This window comes from Pelagibius sp., assembly GCF_965227505.1.
Classification (GTDB): Bacteria; Pseudomonadota; Alphaproteobacteria; order Kiloniellales; family Kiloniellaceae; genus Pelagibius.
In genome coordinates this window covers 4,032,015-4,046,639 of record NZ_OZ245757.1, presented here as the reverse complement: position 1 = coordinate 4,046,639, position 14,625 = coordinate 4,032,015, and the positions used below count along the sequence as shown (strand labels likewise).

Sequence of the window (14,625 nt, the reverse complement as noted above, 5' to 3'; positions counted from 1 at the left end):
GCGGCGTCAGGCCGGCCGTTCGATCATCTCGAGATGCAGGGCATCACCGTCGTAGGGGTGGGCGCGGGCGACCGCTTCGTCCAGTTCCACGCCCAGGCCCGGCGCCTCCGGCGGCAGGACATGGCCGTTTTCCCAGCGGATCGGCTGCTTCAGTATCTCGGCGTGGAAGCCGCCCCAGGTCTGGATCGATTCGAGGATCAGGAAGTTGGGGCTGCAGGCGCTGATCTGGATGTTGGCGGCACCGACCACCGGCCCGCAGTAGAGATGCGGGGCGATCTGGGCGTAGAAGGTCTCGGCCATCCCGGCGATCTTCTTCGCTTCCAGGATGCCGCCGACCTTGCCCAGGTTCATCTGCAGGATGGCCGCCGCCTCGGCGCGCAGCAGGGCGGCGAACTCGTACTTGCTGGTGAGCCGCTCGCCGCTGGCCACGGGGATCGAGGTGCCCCGCGCCACCTGCCCCATGGCGGCGGGCATCTCCGGCGGGGTCGGCTCCTCGAACCACAGCGGATCGTAAGGCTCGATGCGCCTGGCCAGGCGGATCGCACCGGCCGGTGTCATCTGCCCGTGGGTGCCGAACAGCAGGTCGCAGGAGGAGCCCACAGCCTCGCGCAGACGCTTCATGAAAAGCGCACAGCGGTCCAGCGCCTCCAGGGAAAGCTGGCGCGGGTCGAAAGCGCTGTAGGGACCGGCCGGGTCGAACTTCACCGCCGTGAAGCCTTGGGCCACGCACTCCGCCGCGCGCTCCGCCGCCAGGTCGGGATCGCGGTAGACCTGCTCGTCCTCGCCCGGCTTGGGGTAGAGGTAGGTGTAGCTGCGCAGCGCCTCGTGCACGCGCCCGCCCAGCAGGTCGTAGACCGGACGCCCCAGTTCCTTGCCGATGATGTCCCAGCAGGCCATCTCGATCCCGCTCAGCACGGCGAGGAGGGAGGGGTCGGGACGCTGGCTGTAGCCGCGGCTGTAGACGCGCCGCCAGAGCTGCTCGATCCGGAAAGGGTCGTTGCCCATCACCATCCGCTCGCAGACATCGGCGATCAGCCCTTCGACCGCGGAGGGGTGAAAGGGCAGCGAGTAGATCTCGCCGATGCCCGTCACGCCGCTGTCGGTTTCCAGCTTTACGAAGATCCAGTAACGCCCGCCGAAGTGCGGCGGCGGCGTGCCGACCACGAAGACCTCAAAGCCGCTGACTTTCATGAAGGCACCCCCAAGGCGCAGACGACGAACCAAAGCGCCGGAGACTCGCAGCGGGCGGTCCCGGACCCGCGGCGATTACGCCTTGCAGAGACCCGCGTCAAGCCATGAAACGTCGGGGCAACGCGCAATTTGCTGGACAGCGCTGCACGGGAAGGCTCTGCTTCCAGAACCTCGCAACTCCCGAACGGACCTCTGCCATGCGGATCGCCTTCATCGGCCTCGGCAACGTGGGCTTCCCCCTGGCGCGCAACCTGCAGCGCGCCGGGCACGATCTCACCGTCTTCGACCTGGATGCGGCGCGCGCGGCGCCCCTGGTGGAGGCCGGCGCCAGGCTGGCGGAGTCCACCTCCGCCGCCGCCGCAGGCGCCGAAGTGGCGGTCACCTCGCTGCCAAACCCGGCGGCTGTCGCGGCGGTGGTGCCGGGCGACGGGGGTCTGTTGTCCGCCCTGACACCGGGCAGCCTCTGGCTGGAAATGAGCACCACCGACGCCGACGACATGCGCCGCTACGCCGAAGAAGCCGCCGGACACGGCATCGACGTTCTGGAGGCGCCCATAACCGGCGGCGCCAACCGGGCCTGGAGCGGCGAGATCTCCATCCTGGTCGGCGGCAAAGAAGCCGTCTTTGAGCGCTACCGGCCGGTGCTGGCCGCCATGGGCGGCGCGATCGAGCACATGGGCCCCATCGGCGCGGCCTCGGTGGTGAAGGTGATCACCAACATGCTGGCCTTCGTCCACCTCTGGGCCAGCGGCGAGGCCATGATGCTGGCCAAGCGGGCCGGCATCGACCTGGAGCGCGCCTTTCACGGCATCCGCATCTCCTCCGGCAACTCCTTCGCCCATGAGACCGAGGGCCAGCTTGTGCTGAACGGCTCCTACAACTGCGCCTTCACCCTGGCGCTGGCGCTGAAGGACATGGGCCTTGCCATGAAGCTGGCGCAGCAGACCGAAACGCCTTTGGCGATGGCGGAGCTGGTCAACCGGCTCTTCGAAGAGGCGCGCGAGACCTATGGCGACGAAGCCTGGTCGACCCAAGCGGTGAAACTGCTGGAAGACCGGCTGCAGGAACCGCTGCGCGCGCCGGGCTTTCCGGAGGTGCTGGCGGGCATGGGCGGCAGCGAGGGCGATGCCCGGCAACCGTCTCAGGTATAAGGACAACTGTGAATCAGGGAAGGAGCCCGGGCGTGAGCGATCTGCGCTGGGGGGTGCTGAGCACCGCAAGAATTGGAACCGAAAAAGTGATCCCGGGCATCCAGCGTTCCCGCCGCGGGCGGGTGACGGCCATCGCCTCCCGCGATCTCGGCCGGGCCGAGGCGACGGCTGCGGCGCTGAAGATCGACAAGGCCTATGGCAGCTACGAAGAGCTTCTGGCCGACCCGGACATCGATGCGGTCTACAACCCTCTGCCCAACAACCTGCACGTCGACCTCACGCTTCAGGCTGCGGCGGCGGGCAAGGCGGTGCTCTGCGAGAAGCCCATCGCCATGACCAAGGCCGATGCCGAGCGGCTGCACGCGGTGGAAGGCAAGGTCCCGGTGATGGAGGCCTTCATGGTCCGCTTCCACCCACAGTGGCTCTGGGCGCGCGACCAGGTCCGCGCCGGGCGCCTGGGGGAACTGCGCGCCATCCAGGCCTTCTTCTCCTACTTCAACCGCGATCCCGCAAACATCCGCAACGCGCCGGAAACGGGCGGCGGCGCACTGCTCGACATCGGCTGCTATCCCATGGTGGCAGGGCGCTTCTTCTTCGAGGGCGAACCCCAGCGCGTTATGGCCCTGATCGAGCGCGATCCGGACTTTCAGGTCGACCGCCTCACCTCCGCCCTGCTCGACTTCGGCGGCGGCCGCCGCGTCGACTTTACGGTCTCGACCCAGGTAGTACCTTATCAGCGCGTGCAGCTGATCGGCACCGACGGGCGCCTGGAGATCGAGATCCCCTTCAACGCCCCCCAGGGGGAGGTCACGCGCCTGTTCCTGGACGACGGCAGCGATCTGCGCGGCGGCGGGGTCCAAGTTCAGGACATGGAGGCCGTCGACCAGTACGCCGAGCAGGCCGATGCCTTCGCTGCAGCGGTTCTGGGGGAAGCGCCGCTGCCCTACGGCATCAGCGATGCGGTTCAGAACATGGCGATTCTCGACGCCCTGTTCCGCTCCGACGAAAGCGGCCAGTGGGAGAGTGTCGGCTAAATCCCGGGGCTTTCCCCGGCGGCGATCCTGGCCTCGATCCTGTCCAGCACGCCGGGCAGGTCGGCGACCGTGTCGACCACGTAGTCGGCGCCGGCAGCCTCCAGCTTCTCCACCGCACGGGCATTGAGCGCCGCGCGCTCCTCGGCGGGCGTCGCGGCCAGTTCCTGCGGCGAGAGGCCGACTTCGTTGCCGGAAAGCGACACGCCGACGGTCCAGCTGCCGGCCGCGCGGCCCTCGGCAATGCCGGGCTCGGTGTCGTCCACCTTCACGCAGGCCGAAGCCGGCCAGACCGCCAGGTCGATGAAGCACTTGTACATCATCAGCGGCGAAGGCCGGCCGGCCGGCAGATCGCCGGCGCAGACCAGGTTGTCGGGGGCATAGCCCTGCTCCGCCGCCAGGGGCAGCACCGGCGCCATGATGTCGCGGGTATACCCCGTGGTGGAGCCGATCTTCACGCCAAGCGCCCGGAGGTCCGCCACCATCGCGGCGGCACCGGGCACCAGTTCGGCGTAGTCCGACACGATCCGCGCGTTCAGGGGCACGAAGATCTCGTAGACCCGCTGCGCCGCGTCGTCGTCGAAGGGCGCGCCGCCGTGGGCCTCCTGCCAGGCCGCCGCCACCCGCGGCAGCGCGCCAAGCGCCTTGATGTGCTCCAGCTTGGGCAGCCCCATGGGCCCGCGTGCCTCGGCGATCGTCAGCTCGACGCCGAATTCGCCGAAGACCTCGACGAAGGCACCCATGGGCGCGCGCGACCCGAAGTCGATCATGGTTCCCGCCCAGTCGAAAATGACCGCCTTCACAAGGCTCATGCCGCTGTCCCCTTTTCCGAATTCGCCGAGCCCAGAAGACCGGCGATGACCTCCTCCCCCAAGGCGAAAGCCGTGGAGGCACCGGTGCCACCGGTGACGATTACAACGCGCAGGTCGTCGCACGGCGCCGCGACCAGCGCGACCCGCTCATCGCTGCTGGGATAGACGCCGGTCCAGCGCTCGCGCACCGAACACCCCTGCAGCCCGGTGGCCGCAGTGAGTTCCTCGAGGATCAAGCGGTCGACCGCTTCACTCTGAAACGGTGACGGCGGATCGTCGTAGTGATGGGAATCGCCCACCACCAGCGAACCGTCGGCGCTCTGGACGGCGATGAGATGAATACCGTGGCCGAGTTCATCGCCCTGCTCGCGCAGCAGCCGCTCTCTCAGCGGCGCCGCTTCCGGCAGGGCGGAGTAGCCTTCGTAGCGCACAAGCGACAGGTCGGACATCAGCGGTGCCGGCAGCCGGTAGCCGGCGGGCGGGTCGACGCGCAGCATGTGCAGCTTGCAGGGCTTGAGGCGGTAGCCCGCGAGGTCCTCGGCGAAAAGGCTCGTCAGATCGGCATTGGGGCAGACCACCGCGGCCTCGGCGAAAACGGGCCCGCGGTCGGTTTCCAGCCGCGGCAGGTCGACGCCGCGCACGGCCGTCGACCAGCGGAAGGCGACGCCCCAGCGCTCCTCCAGCCAGGCGGCGAGGCGCGGCAGGGCCTCGCGCGACTCGACCCTCAGTTCGTGCGGGCTGTGCAGCGCCAGGGAGAGCTGGCTGGGATCGAGCTCTGGATAGTGGCTGCGCAGCTCCTGCGCGGAAAGCAGGCGGCAGCCTTCGCCCATCTCCGTCGCCGCAAAGGCCTCCAGCACCGCCGCCGCTTCGGGCCGGCGGGCCAGCATCAGCAGCCCCCGCTGCAGCACATCGATCCCGGCCTGCGGCGCCACCTCGGCCCAGACGTCCCGCGACCGTAGCGCCCGCCGCCAGTGCGCGCCGCGCTGCTGTCCGGTGATGGTGACAAAGCCGAAGTTGCGCACGGAGGCGCCCGCCGCCCGCGCATTGCGCTCGATGACCACAACCCTGCGGCCCTGGCGTGCGGCGGCCAGCGCATGAGCCAGGCCGACGATGCCGGCGCCGACCACCGCCAAATCGAACGTTTCCGTCATGAAAGCCGGCCCGTCCCCCTCGCCTTACCCGTCGCTTTCCCCTGCATAGCGGCCCGCCGCCTACTGCCCCTCTGCATTTCGGCCCGGGCCCCTGTCGCCCTACTCACTAGGCCAAGCACAGGTCCCCATAAAGTGTTTTCTCACGACCTTGCGTCCGCGTCCGGCCCTGCGTATGCCTTGGGGTGCAAGGAGCGCAACCGCAGAGGGAAAGGAGACGGCATGAGCGTGGAACCACGCGCCTGGCAGCGCATGCTGTCAGGCCGGCGCCTGGATCTCCTGGACCCGTCACCGCTGGATATCGAGATCGAAGACATCGCCCACGGCCTCGCCCGGGTCGCCCGCTGGAACGGGCAGACGAGCGGTGCCGCGGCGTTTTCCGTCGCCCAGCACAGCCTGCTGGTCGAGCAGATCGTCGGTACCCTGAAGCCCACCGCACCCACAGCCGACCGGCTGGCGGCGCTGCTGCATGACGCGCCCGAATACGTCATCGGCGACCTCATCACACCCTTCAAGGCGGCGGTGGGGATGGACTACAAGGCCCTGGAGCGCCGTCTGATGACCGCGATCCGCTTGCGCTTCGGCCTCACCGGCCAGGAACCCGAGGCCCTAGCCAAACTGATCAAGCGCGCAGACCGCACGGCGGCCTACCTGGAAGCAACCCAACTCGCGGGCTTCTCGCTCACCGAAGGGCGCCGGCTGTTCGGGCAGCACAAGCGTTTTCAGGACGTTCATCTCGAGCCCTGGCCGGCGCAAAAGGCCAAGCGTCTGTTCCTGCGGCGCTACCAGACGCTGCACAAGGCCCTTTCGTCTTGAGTGCGGCGCTCACCGCCCTTGCCGGCCTGAACCTTGCTACCCTGGGCCTCGCGGCTCTGAGCCTTGCGATCTGGATCTATCTCTGGTTCTTCCGCGGCGGTTTCTGGCGCTGCCGGGAACGTCTGGACGGTACAGCGCCGGAACCGGAGCGCTGGCCGGCGGTGACGGCGATCATCCCGGCGCGCAACGAGGCCGCGGTCATCGCCACCGCGCTCACTTCCATTCTGGAGCAGGACTATCCGGGCGAACTCTCCGTCGTCCTGGTCGACGATCACAGCGATGACGGCACGGTCGAGGCCGCGCGCCAGGCCGCTGCCGAAAGCAGCCGGCCGGAGCGATTCAATCTGGTGCGCGCGTCAGCGCTGCCGGATGGCTGGACCGGAAAGCTCTGGGCTCTCGATCAGGGCCTGCGCCAAGCCGACCCGGACAGCCGTTACCTCTGGTTCAGCGATGCGGACATCGCCCAGCCGCCGCAGGTGCTGCGCCGGCTGGTCGCCAAAGCGGTCTCGGAAGGCCGCGATATGGTTTCCCTGATGGTCGCCCTGCGCTGCGAAGGGCTGTGGGAGCGACTGCTGATCCCGCCCTTCATCTATTTCTTCCAGAAGCTCTACCCCTTCGCCTGGGTGAACGACCCCAAAAAGGCCACGGCCGCCGCCGCCGGCGGCTGCATCCTGCTGCGCCGCGAAGCGCTGGAGCGGCTCGGTGGGCTGGCCGTTCTGCGCGACGCCCTGATCGACGACTGCAGTCTGGCAGCCAAGGTGAAGCAGGTGCGCGAGACCCGAAGCCGCGGCCTCTGGCTGGGCCTGGCCGAGACGGCCCGCTCCATCCGGCCCTACGCTGGTCTGGGCGCGATCTGGGATATGGTCGCCCGCAGCGCCTATACCCAGTTGAGGCACAACCCTTTGATCTTGCTCGGAACGCTGGTGGGCATGTTCGCAACCTATCTGGCCCCGCCGTTGCTGGTGCTGGGGCTTCCCTGGCATGGCCAGACAGCGGCCGCGCTGATCGCCCTGCTGGCCTGGATCGCCATGACCCTGACGGTCCTGCCGGTCTTGCGGCTCTACGGGCAGGGCTTCTGGCTGGCACCGCTGCTGCCGCTGGCTGCCCTGCTCTACTCCGTCATGACCTTCGACTCGGCCCTGCGCCATTGGCGGGGCCGCGGCGGCACCTGGAAAGGGCGCATTCAGGCCGGGCAGCGCGGCCTGGAATGATTGGCGCCGCCGGGCTAAGTTCGCGCAACAGCGCCGCGTCACCGAATGCGGCGCCCGCGACTTCGTGGATCTTCGCCTTGGGGGATTGCCACAACATGAGAACCGGATGACGCCGGCCAGCGTCGAAACGCCTTCGGGCAAGGGGTCGGGCGACGAGAATTTTCCCGTCGGCTCCTGGCTGCTGCCGGCCGCGCTAAGGCCCCATGTGGCGACCTACTATGCTTTCGCGCGCGCCATCGATGACATCGCCGACAATCCGAGGCTTGCCCCTGACGACAAGATCGACCGCCTGAAACGCTTCGACGCCGCCCTGCAATCGGCGGACAGCGACGCGCCGGGTCTGGAGAAGGCGGCGCGGCTGCGCGAAAGCCTCGCGGAGCGCGGCATCACGACAGCGCGCGGCAGCGACCTGGTGGCCGCCTTCACCCAGGACGCGGTGAAACTGCGCTACAGCGACTGGGAAGACCTGCTGGGCTACTGCCGCCTCTCCGCCGATCCCGTGGGACGCTTCCTGCTCGACCTGCATGGGGAGGACCCGGGCGGCTATCCGGCCTCCGATGCGCTCTGCACAGCGCTGCAGATCCTCAACCATCTGCAGGACTGCCAGGACGACTACCGTGCCCTCGACCGCGTCTACCTGCCGCTTGATTGGCTGACGGCGGAGGACCTTGATGTCACGGTGCTCGACGCCACGGCCAGCCCGCCGGGCCTGCGCCGGGTGATCGATCTCTGCCTCGACGGGGTCGACACGCTTCTGGTCGAGGCCCAGCGGCTGCCCGGGCAGCTCCGCTCCAGCCGGCTGGCGATGGAGTCGGCCGTGATCGTGAAGCTGGCGCTGCGCCTCAGCCGGCGTCTGCGCCGCGGCGACCCCTTGGCCGGGCGGGTTGCCCTCAGCAAGGTCGACTTTCTTTTCGCCGGGCTGCGCGGCATTGCAGGCGTTCAGCTCCACCGTCTTTTCGCCGCCCCACAGATCGCCGGACAGAGCGGATGACCCTTGCCCGCCCCGACACCCTGGCCGCGCTGACGGACGAAGCGGCGGCGCTGGCGCATGTGCGCAGCATCGCCACGGCCTCAGGCTCGTCCTTTCTCTGGGGCATGCGCCTGCTGCCCAAACCGCGGCGTCAAGCGATGTACGCCATCTACGCTTTCTGTCGCGCGGTCGACGACATCGCCGACGACGACGGCGCGGCCGACGAAAAGCACAGGCGTTTGGCCGTCTGGCGCGAGGAGATCGGACGCCTTTACGACGGTCGCCCGACGCACCCCATCACGCTGGCTCTGCAGCATCCGCGCCGCTGCTACGGTCTGCCAAGGGCGGAGTTCATGGCCGTGATCGACGGCATGGAGATGGACGCCCGCGAGGATATCCGCGCCCCTGACATGGAAACCTTCCGGCTTTACTGCCGGCGCGTGGCGGGGGCGGTGGGCGTGCTCTCGGTGCATGCTTTCGGCGCCGAGGAGCCGGAGGCCCAGCGCCTTGCCCTGGCGGAGGGCGATGCGCTGCAGTTCACCAACATCCTGCGCGATCTGCGCGAGGATGCGGAGCGCGGACGCCTCTATCTGCCGCGCGAACTGCTGCTGCGCCACGGCATCGAAAGCCGCGACCCCATGACAGTGTTGCAGGACGCGCGGCTGCCCGCCGTCTGCCGCGATCTGGCCGCCATGGCCGAGGAACGCTTCACCGAGGCCCAGGCCCTGATGGCGCGCTGCCGGCGCGGGCCCATGCGCCCGGCGCGGATCATGCTGGCCGTCTACCGCCGTCTGCTCACCCGCCTGCAGCAGCAAGGCTGGCGCGACAACGCGACCCGCGTGCGCCTTCCCAAGGCGGAGAAGCTGTGGATCGCGCTGCGCAACGGACTTTAGCCTGATGGCAGTCTCAGGGGACGAGGGCCGAATCCACATCGTCGGTGCGGGCCTGGCCGGGCTGTCCGCGGCGGTGCGCCTGGCGGCGCAGGGCCGCGCCGTCACGCTCTACGAGGCCGCGGCGCAGGCCGGCGGGCGCTGCCGGTCGTTTCACGACGCCCGACTCGACTGTCTGATCGACAACGGCAACCACTTGATGATGACGGCCAACACGGCGGTGCTGGACTACCTCGATCTGTTGCAGGCCGGCGACGCGCTGACCGGGCCGGCACAGGCCGCCTTTCCCTTTCTGGACCTGGAAAGCGGGCAGCGCTGGACCCTGAAACCGAGCGCGGGCCGCATTCCATGGTGGGTCCTGAGCCGCAAGCACCGTGTCCCGGGAACCCGCATCACATCCTACCTGAAAGGCCTGCGGTTGGCCTTTGCCGGCGCCGACGCGCGGATCGGCGACTGCCTGGACACCAACGATCCGCTGTGGCGCCGGTTCTGGGAACCGCTGATCGTGGCCGTCCTCAACACGCCCGCCGAGGAAGGCTCCGCCCGCCTGCTCTGGCAGGTACTGCGGTTGACCTTCGCCCGCGGCGAGGCCGCCTGCCGGCCCCTGGTCGCCCGCCACGGGCTGGGGCCGGCGCTGGTGGACCCGGCCCTCGCCATTCTGGCGGACCGCGGCGCGGAGGTCCGCTTCAACCAGCGTCTTCGCCGGATCGACTTCACCGGCGAGCGCGCGGTGCAGCTGGACTTTGCCGGGCAGGCGGTTGCGCTCGGCAGCGCCGATCAGGTGATCCTGGCGCTGCCGCCACAGGCCGCCGAAGGACTGCTGCCGGGCCTGGATGCCCCCCGGGAGAGTCATGCCATCGTAAACGCCCACATCCGCCTGCCGCAGGCGCCGGACTGGCCTTTCGAGAGGGACAAGGTCGAGAGGGGCCAGATCGGGGGAGGCCAGGAGGTGCCCTTCATGGGGCTGCTGGGCGGCACCGCCGACTGGCTGTTCCTCCGCGGTTCCGTCGTCAGCCTCACCGTCAGCGCGGCGACTGCCCTGGCACAGCGCCCCAATGACGAGATCGCCGCAGCGCTGTGGTCCGATACGGCCCGGGCTCTCGGCCTCGATCCGTCCCTGAATCCGCCGATTCGCGTGATCAACGAGAAGCGGGCGACCTTCGCGCAAACGCCCGCCGCCCTGCGCCGCCGCCCGGCACCGCGCAGCGCCTGGCGCAACCTGTTTCTTGCCGGCGACTGGACGGCGACGGGCCTGCCCGCGACCATCGAATCCGCCGTCCGCTCCGGGGAAGCGGCTGCCAAGGCACTGACATTGCCCTGAAATTGCCCGATTGCAGGGACTTGTCAGCAACCGCCGGCTTCTTCACAATTGCGCGCATTGAACCGGAGAGTCGGGAGATTCGGGGCCGCCTTTCCGGGTCGCGTGGTGATGATAGATCGGGGTCCTCTTGCTGCCTTTTCAGGGCAGCGCTATTTCAGCTGGATATGACACAGAGCAACGCGGCCAGAAACGAAGGGGCCTTGGCACGGGCGGCTGAGGTCGAAAAACCGGACCTGAACGCCGTCGACGACCTTGTCGGTACGATGACCGAGGCCCTGAAGGCGCAACAGCGCAACGACGGGCATTGGGTCTTCGAACTGGAGGCCGATGCGACCATTCCGGCCGAGTACATCTTCCTGCAGCACTTCCTTGGCAGCATCGACAGCGATGCCTATCGCGCGGTCGAGCCGAAGATCGCCAACCACCTGCGCGCCGTACAGGGCGGCGACGGCGGCTGGCCGCTGTTCCACGACGGCGAGATGGATCTGAGCGCCAGTGTAAAGGCCTACTTCGCGCTGAAGCTGGCCGGCGACGACCCGGAGGCGCCGCACATGCTGCGCGCCCGCGAAGCCATTCTGGCCCGGGGCGGCGCCGCCCAGAGCAACGTCTTCACCCGTATCGCCCTCGCCCTCTTCGGCGAGGTTCCCTGGCGCGCAGTGCCGGAGATGCCGGTGGAGATCATGCTGTTGCCGCGCTGGTTCCCCTTCCACCTCTCCAAGGTGTCTTACTGGTCGCGCACGGTGATCGCACCGCTGCTGATCCTGATGGACCAGAAGCCGCAGGCCGCCAATCCGCGCGGGGTCTCCATCCGCGAGCTCTTCGAGCAGGCGCCCGAGCGCGCCCAGTACCAGATGAACGCCACCGGCAGCCCGCTGGGCGCCATCTTCGCCGGTATCGACAAGGTCCTGCGGCTGAGCGATCCGCTGCGTCCGCGCGCGCAGCGCCGCAAGGCCATCAAGGCCGCCATGGACTTCGTGAAGGAACGCCTGAATGGCGAGGACGGCCTGGGCGGCATTTTCCCGGCCATGGCCAATGCCGCCATGGCGTTTCACGCCCTCGGCTACGACTGGGACGAGCCCAACTTCCGCATGACGCGGGAGGCGATCGACCGTCTGTTGATCGCCCGCGACGAGGAACATGTCACCTGCCAGCCCTGCCTCTCGCCGATCTGGGACACCTGCCTGGCGGCCCACGCCCTGCTGGAGACCGGCGAGGCCGGCGACAGCGACACCTTCGACCGGGCTTTCGACTGGCTGCTGCAGCGGGAGATCACCGAGGTGCGCGGTGACTGGGCCTGGCGGCGCCCCAACGCACCCGCCGGCGGCTGGCCGTTCCAGTACCAGAACGCCCACTATCCCGACGTCGACGACACGGCAGTGGTGGTCATGGCCATGGACCGGGCCGGCTCCGAAGCCTCCAAGGAAGCGATGGAACGCGCGGCGCGTTGGATCATCGCCATGCAGAGCAAGAACGGCGGCTGGGGCTCCTTCGACGCCGACAACGCCTTCGATTATCTGAACCACATTCCCTTCGCCGACCACGGCGCGCTGCTCGACCCGCCGACCGCGGATGTCTCGGCGCGCTGCCTGTCGATGCTGGCGCAGCTCGGTTATGGGCGCGACCACACCGCCGTGCGCCGCGGCCTGGACTATCTGTTGCGCGAGCAGGAGGCGGACGGGTCCTGGTACGGCCGCTGGGGCGTAAACTACGTCTACGGCACCTGGTCGGTGCTCTCGGCGCTGAACGCCTGCGGCGTGGCCCCCTCCGCTATGCCGGTGCGCCGCGCCGTCGCCTGGCTGGAGAGCCGTCAGCGCCCCGACGGCGGCTGGGGCGAGGACTGCGCCACCTACTGGGCGGAGCGCCGCGACGAAAGCAAGGCCTCCACCGCCGCGCAGACCGCCTGGGCCGTGCTCGGCCTGATGGCCGCCGGCGAGGTGGATAGCGACGCCGTGCACCGGGGCATCGCCTTCCTGCAGCGCTTCCCGCGCGACGAGCAGCGCTGGCTGGACCGCCACTGGACCGGAACAGGCTTCCCGCGGGTGTTTTACCTGCACTATCACGGCTACAGCGCCTACTTCCCGCTGATGGCCATGGCGCGCTACCGCAACCTCATGCGCAGCAACGAGCGGCGCGTCGCCTTCGGCATGTGAACGCCACAGCCACACGGCTCGGCATCGTTACCGGCCTGGCCTCCGAGGCGCGGCTGGTCACGGAGACCGGCGCCCGATCATCGAGACAGATTACCGTTGTCTGCGCCGGCGCCGACAGTGCGCGCGCTGTGCAGCTGGCGGAAGACCTGGTGGCCGGGGGCGCCACCGCGCTTCTGAGCTTCGGGATCGCAGGCGCACTCCACCCCGCGCTCGCTGTGGGCGACCTGGTTCTCGCCAAGGGCGTCCGATCGCCCAGCGGACAACACCATTCCTGTCATGACGACTGGCATCGGACGCTGCACGTCAGGCTTCACAAAGGCCCGGCGGCCCTGCACAGCGGCACCATCTACGGCAGCACCGAAACCCTGCTCACCGTCGCCCAGAAGTCTCGGGCCCACTCCACCAGCGCCTGCCTTGCCGTCGACATGGAGAGCCATGCCGTCGCCGCCGTCGCAGACCGGGCCGGCCTGCCCTTCCTGGCGCTGCGGGCCATCGCCGATACCGCCGGCGATGCGCTGCCGGCGCTCGCGGCCCGGGCGGTGACGCCGGAGGGCACGGCGGACTGGCAGGCGGCCCTGAGCGGTCTCGCGCGGCGGCCGGGCGACCTGCCCTCCATGCTGCGCCTCGCAGGCCGGACGCGCCGGGCGCTGGCGAGCCTGGAGGCGGTCAGCCGTGACGTTGAGGAACTATTCGGCCGCTTCGGTTGAAGACGATGCAGATTTCGGTTTGGGCGTGGCGGCCGCTTCGGCGACGAAATCCTCGAAACTGAACACCGCGGGGCGCTGCTTGCTGAGGTCGATTTCCGGCGCCATCTCGCCTTCGGTGTTGATGCCCTTCAGGGCCACGCCCAGCGCCTTCAGCGGATGCTTCACGGTATCGGCGACCGCGGTGCCTTCGTAGCCGCAGTGGACCATGCAGTCGGCGCACTTCTCGTAATTGCCGGTGCCGTAGCCCGCCCAGTCGGTCTCCTCCATCAGCGCCTTGAAGCTGGGCGCATAACCCTCGTTCAGCAGGTAGCAGGGGCGCTGCCAGCCGAAGACGTTGCGGGTCGGGTTGCTCCAGGGCGTGCAGTGGTAGCTCTGGTTCCCGGCCAGGAAATCGAGGAACAGGCTGGACTGGGAGAAGCGCCACTGGCGCCCCTTGCCGCGGCGGAAGAGATCGCGGAACAGCTCCTTGGTCTGACGGCGGTTGAGGAAATGCTCCTGGTCCGGCGCGCGCTCGTAGGCATAGCCTGGCGAGATGGTGACGCCCTCGACGCCCAGGTCGCGGGCGAAGTCCATGAACTCGGCGACCTCTTCGGCCTTGGCGTTGTTGAAGAGGGTGCAGTTGACGTTGACTCGGAATCCCTTGTCGCGGGCCAGTTCGATCGCACGCACCGCCCGCTTGAAGACCCCCTTCCGGTCCACCGCACGGTCGTGCTCCTCCTCCAGCCCATCGAGGTGGATGGAGAAGGTGAGGTATTGGCTGGGCTTGAAGAGGCCGATCTTCTTTTCCAGAAGCAGGGCGTTGGTGCAGAGATAGACGAAGCGCTTGCGCGCGATCAGGGCCCCGACGATCTGGTCGATTTCCTTGTGGATCAGAGGCTCGCCGCCTGGGATGGAAACGATGGGCGCGCCGCTTTCCTCCGCCGCCTCGATGCACTCATCGACCGAAAGGCGACGGTTCAGGATCTCGTCCGGATAGTCGATCTTCCCGCAGCCCGGGCAAGCCAGGTTGCAGCGGAACAAGGGCTCCAGCATCAGCACCAGCGGATAGCGCTCGTTGCCCTTGAAGCGCTGCTTCATGATATAGGCGCCGACGCGCAGCTGCTGAATCAGAGGTACCGCCAAGGCAAGGCTCCGGAAAGATCAGGGGGACGGAAAGCAGGGCTTCTTGTCCGACTCCCGCAGTCTAGCGATTTCGCGGCGCAAGACCACCCTAATCACTGTAAGGAC

Annotated in this window: 13 protein-coding genes; 9 read left to right on the top strand and 4 right to left on the bottom strand. The window is 68.6% G+C overall.

Translation table 11 applies throughout. The features are described 5' to 3' along the window. Window positions 1–6: 6 nt before the first annotated feature. Complete coding sequence (locus tag ACO06P_RS19050; RefSeq protein ID WP_420346806.1) at window positions 7–1,191, bottom strand: mandelate racemase/muconate lactonizing enzyme family protein; 1,185 nt, start codon at window positions 1,189–1,191, stop codon at window positions 7–9. Window positions 1,192–1,388: 197 nt separating this feature from the next. Between ACO06P_RS19050 and ACO06P_RS19045 the strand changes: the two genes are divergently transcribed. Both ACO06P_RS19045 and ACO06P_RS19040 read left to right on the top strand, forming a co-directional pair. After that, window positions 1,389–2,342: an NAD(P)-dependent oxidoreductase gene (locus ACO06P_RS19045; protein WP_420346805.1), complete on the top strand. Its 954-nt coding sequence runs from the start codon at window positions 1,389–1,391 to the stop codon at window positions 2,340–2,342. 32 nt (window positions 2,343–2,374) lie between these two features. Then, on the top strand, window positions 2,375–3,376 hold the full coding sequence (locus ACO06P_RS19040) for a Gfo/Idh/MocA family protein (protein WP_420346804.1): 1,002 nt from the start codon (window positions 2,375–2,377) through the stop codon (window positions 3,374–3,376). On the opposite strand, the gene phnX is transcribed toward ACO06P_RS19040, so the two are convergent. Next, a complete protein-coding gene (phnX, locus tag ACO06P_RS19035; protein WP_420346803.1) occupies window positions 3,373–4,185 on the bottom strand; it encodes a phosphonoacetaldehyde hydrolase in 813 nt (270 codons plus the stop codon). The two genes, ACO06P_RS19040 and phnX, sit on opposite strands and share 4 nt — an antisense overlap. Further along, window positions 4,182–5,336 (bottom strand): TIGR03364 family FAD-dependent oxidoreductase, encoded by a 1,155-nt coding sequence (locus ACO06P_RS19030; protein ID WP_420346802.1) that lies wholly within the window; start codon window positions 5,334–5,336, stop codon window positions 4,182–4,184. The genes phnX and ACO06P_RS19030 overlap by 4 nt, the downstream gene beginning before the upstream one ends. A 219-nt stretch (window positions 5,337–5,555) precedes the next feature. Between ACO06P_RS19030 and ACO06P_RS19025 the strand changes: the two genes are divergently transcribed. The 7 genes from ACO06P_RS19025 to ACO06P_RS18995 all read left to right on the top strand — a co-directional run bounded on the left by ACO06P_RS19025 (window position 5,556) and on the right by ACO06P_RS18995 (window position 13,398). After that, window positions 5,556–6,149 (top strand): HD domain-containing protein, encoded by a 594-nt coding sequence (locus ACO06P_RS19025; protein WP_420346801.1) that lies wholly within the window; start codon window positions 5,556–5,558, stop codon window positions 6,147–6,149. Next, window positions 6,146–7,360 carry a glycosyltransferase gene (locus tag ACO06P_RS19020; protein WP_420346800.1) on the top strand — a complete coding sequence of 405 codons (1,215 nt, stop codon included), beginning with the start codon at window positions 6,146–6,148 and terminating at the stop codon, window positions 7,358–7,360. Before ACO06P_RS19025 ends, ACO06P_RS19020 begins: the two co-directional genes overlap by 4 nt. Window positions 7,361–7,466: 106 nt before the next feature. Next, on the top strand, window positions 7,467–8,351 hold the full coding sequence (hpnC, locus tag ACO06P_RS19015) for a squalene synthase HpnC (RefSeq protein ID WP_420346799.1): 885 nt from the start codon (window positions 7,467–7,469) through the stop codon (window positions 8,349–8,351). After that, window positions 8,348–9,223, top strand: a complete 876-nt coding sequence (gene hpnD, locus ACO06P_RS19010; protein WP_420346798.1) for a presqualene diphosphate synthase HpnD — start codon at window positions 8,348–8,350, stop codon at window positions 9,221–9,223. The genes hpnC and hpnD overlap by 4 nt, the downstream gene beginning before the upstream one ends. Window positions 9,224–9,227: 4 nt before the next feature. Further along, window positions 9,228–10,541, top strand: coding sequence for a hydroxysqualene dehydroxylase HpnE (gene hpnE / locus ACO06P_RS19005; protein WP_420346797.1), 1,314 nt, complete (start codon window positions 9,228–9,230; stop codon window positions 10,539–10,541). A gap of 164 nt (window positions 10,542–10,705) precedes the next feature. Next, window positions 10,706–12,691: a squalene--hopene cyclase gene (gene shc / locus ACO06P_RS19000; protein ID WP_420346796.1), complete on the top strand. Its 1,986-nt coding sequence runs from the start codon at window positions 10,706–10,708 to the stop codon at window positions 12,689–12,691. Further along, on the top strand, window positions 12,688–13,398 hold the full coding sequence (locus ACO06P_RS18995) for a hypothetical protein (RefSeq protein WP_420346795.1): 711 nt from the start codon (window positions 12,688–12,690) through the stop codon (window positions 13,396–13,398). Before shc ends, ACO06P_RS18995 begins: the two co-directional genes overlap by 4 nt. Here the strand turns inward: ACO06P_RS18995 and hpnH are convergent. After that, a complete protein-coding gene (gene hpnH, locus ACO06P_RS18990) occupies window positions 13,378–14,520 on the bottom strand; it encodes an adenosyl-hopene transferase HpnH (protein ID WP_420346794.1) in 1,143 nt (380 codons plus the stop codon). The genes ACO06P_RS18995 and hpnH overlap by 21 nt on opposite strands. Window positions 14,521–14,625 lie beyond the last annotated feature (105 nt).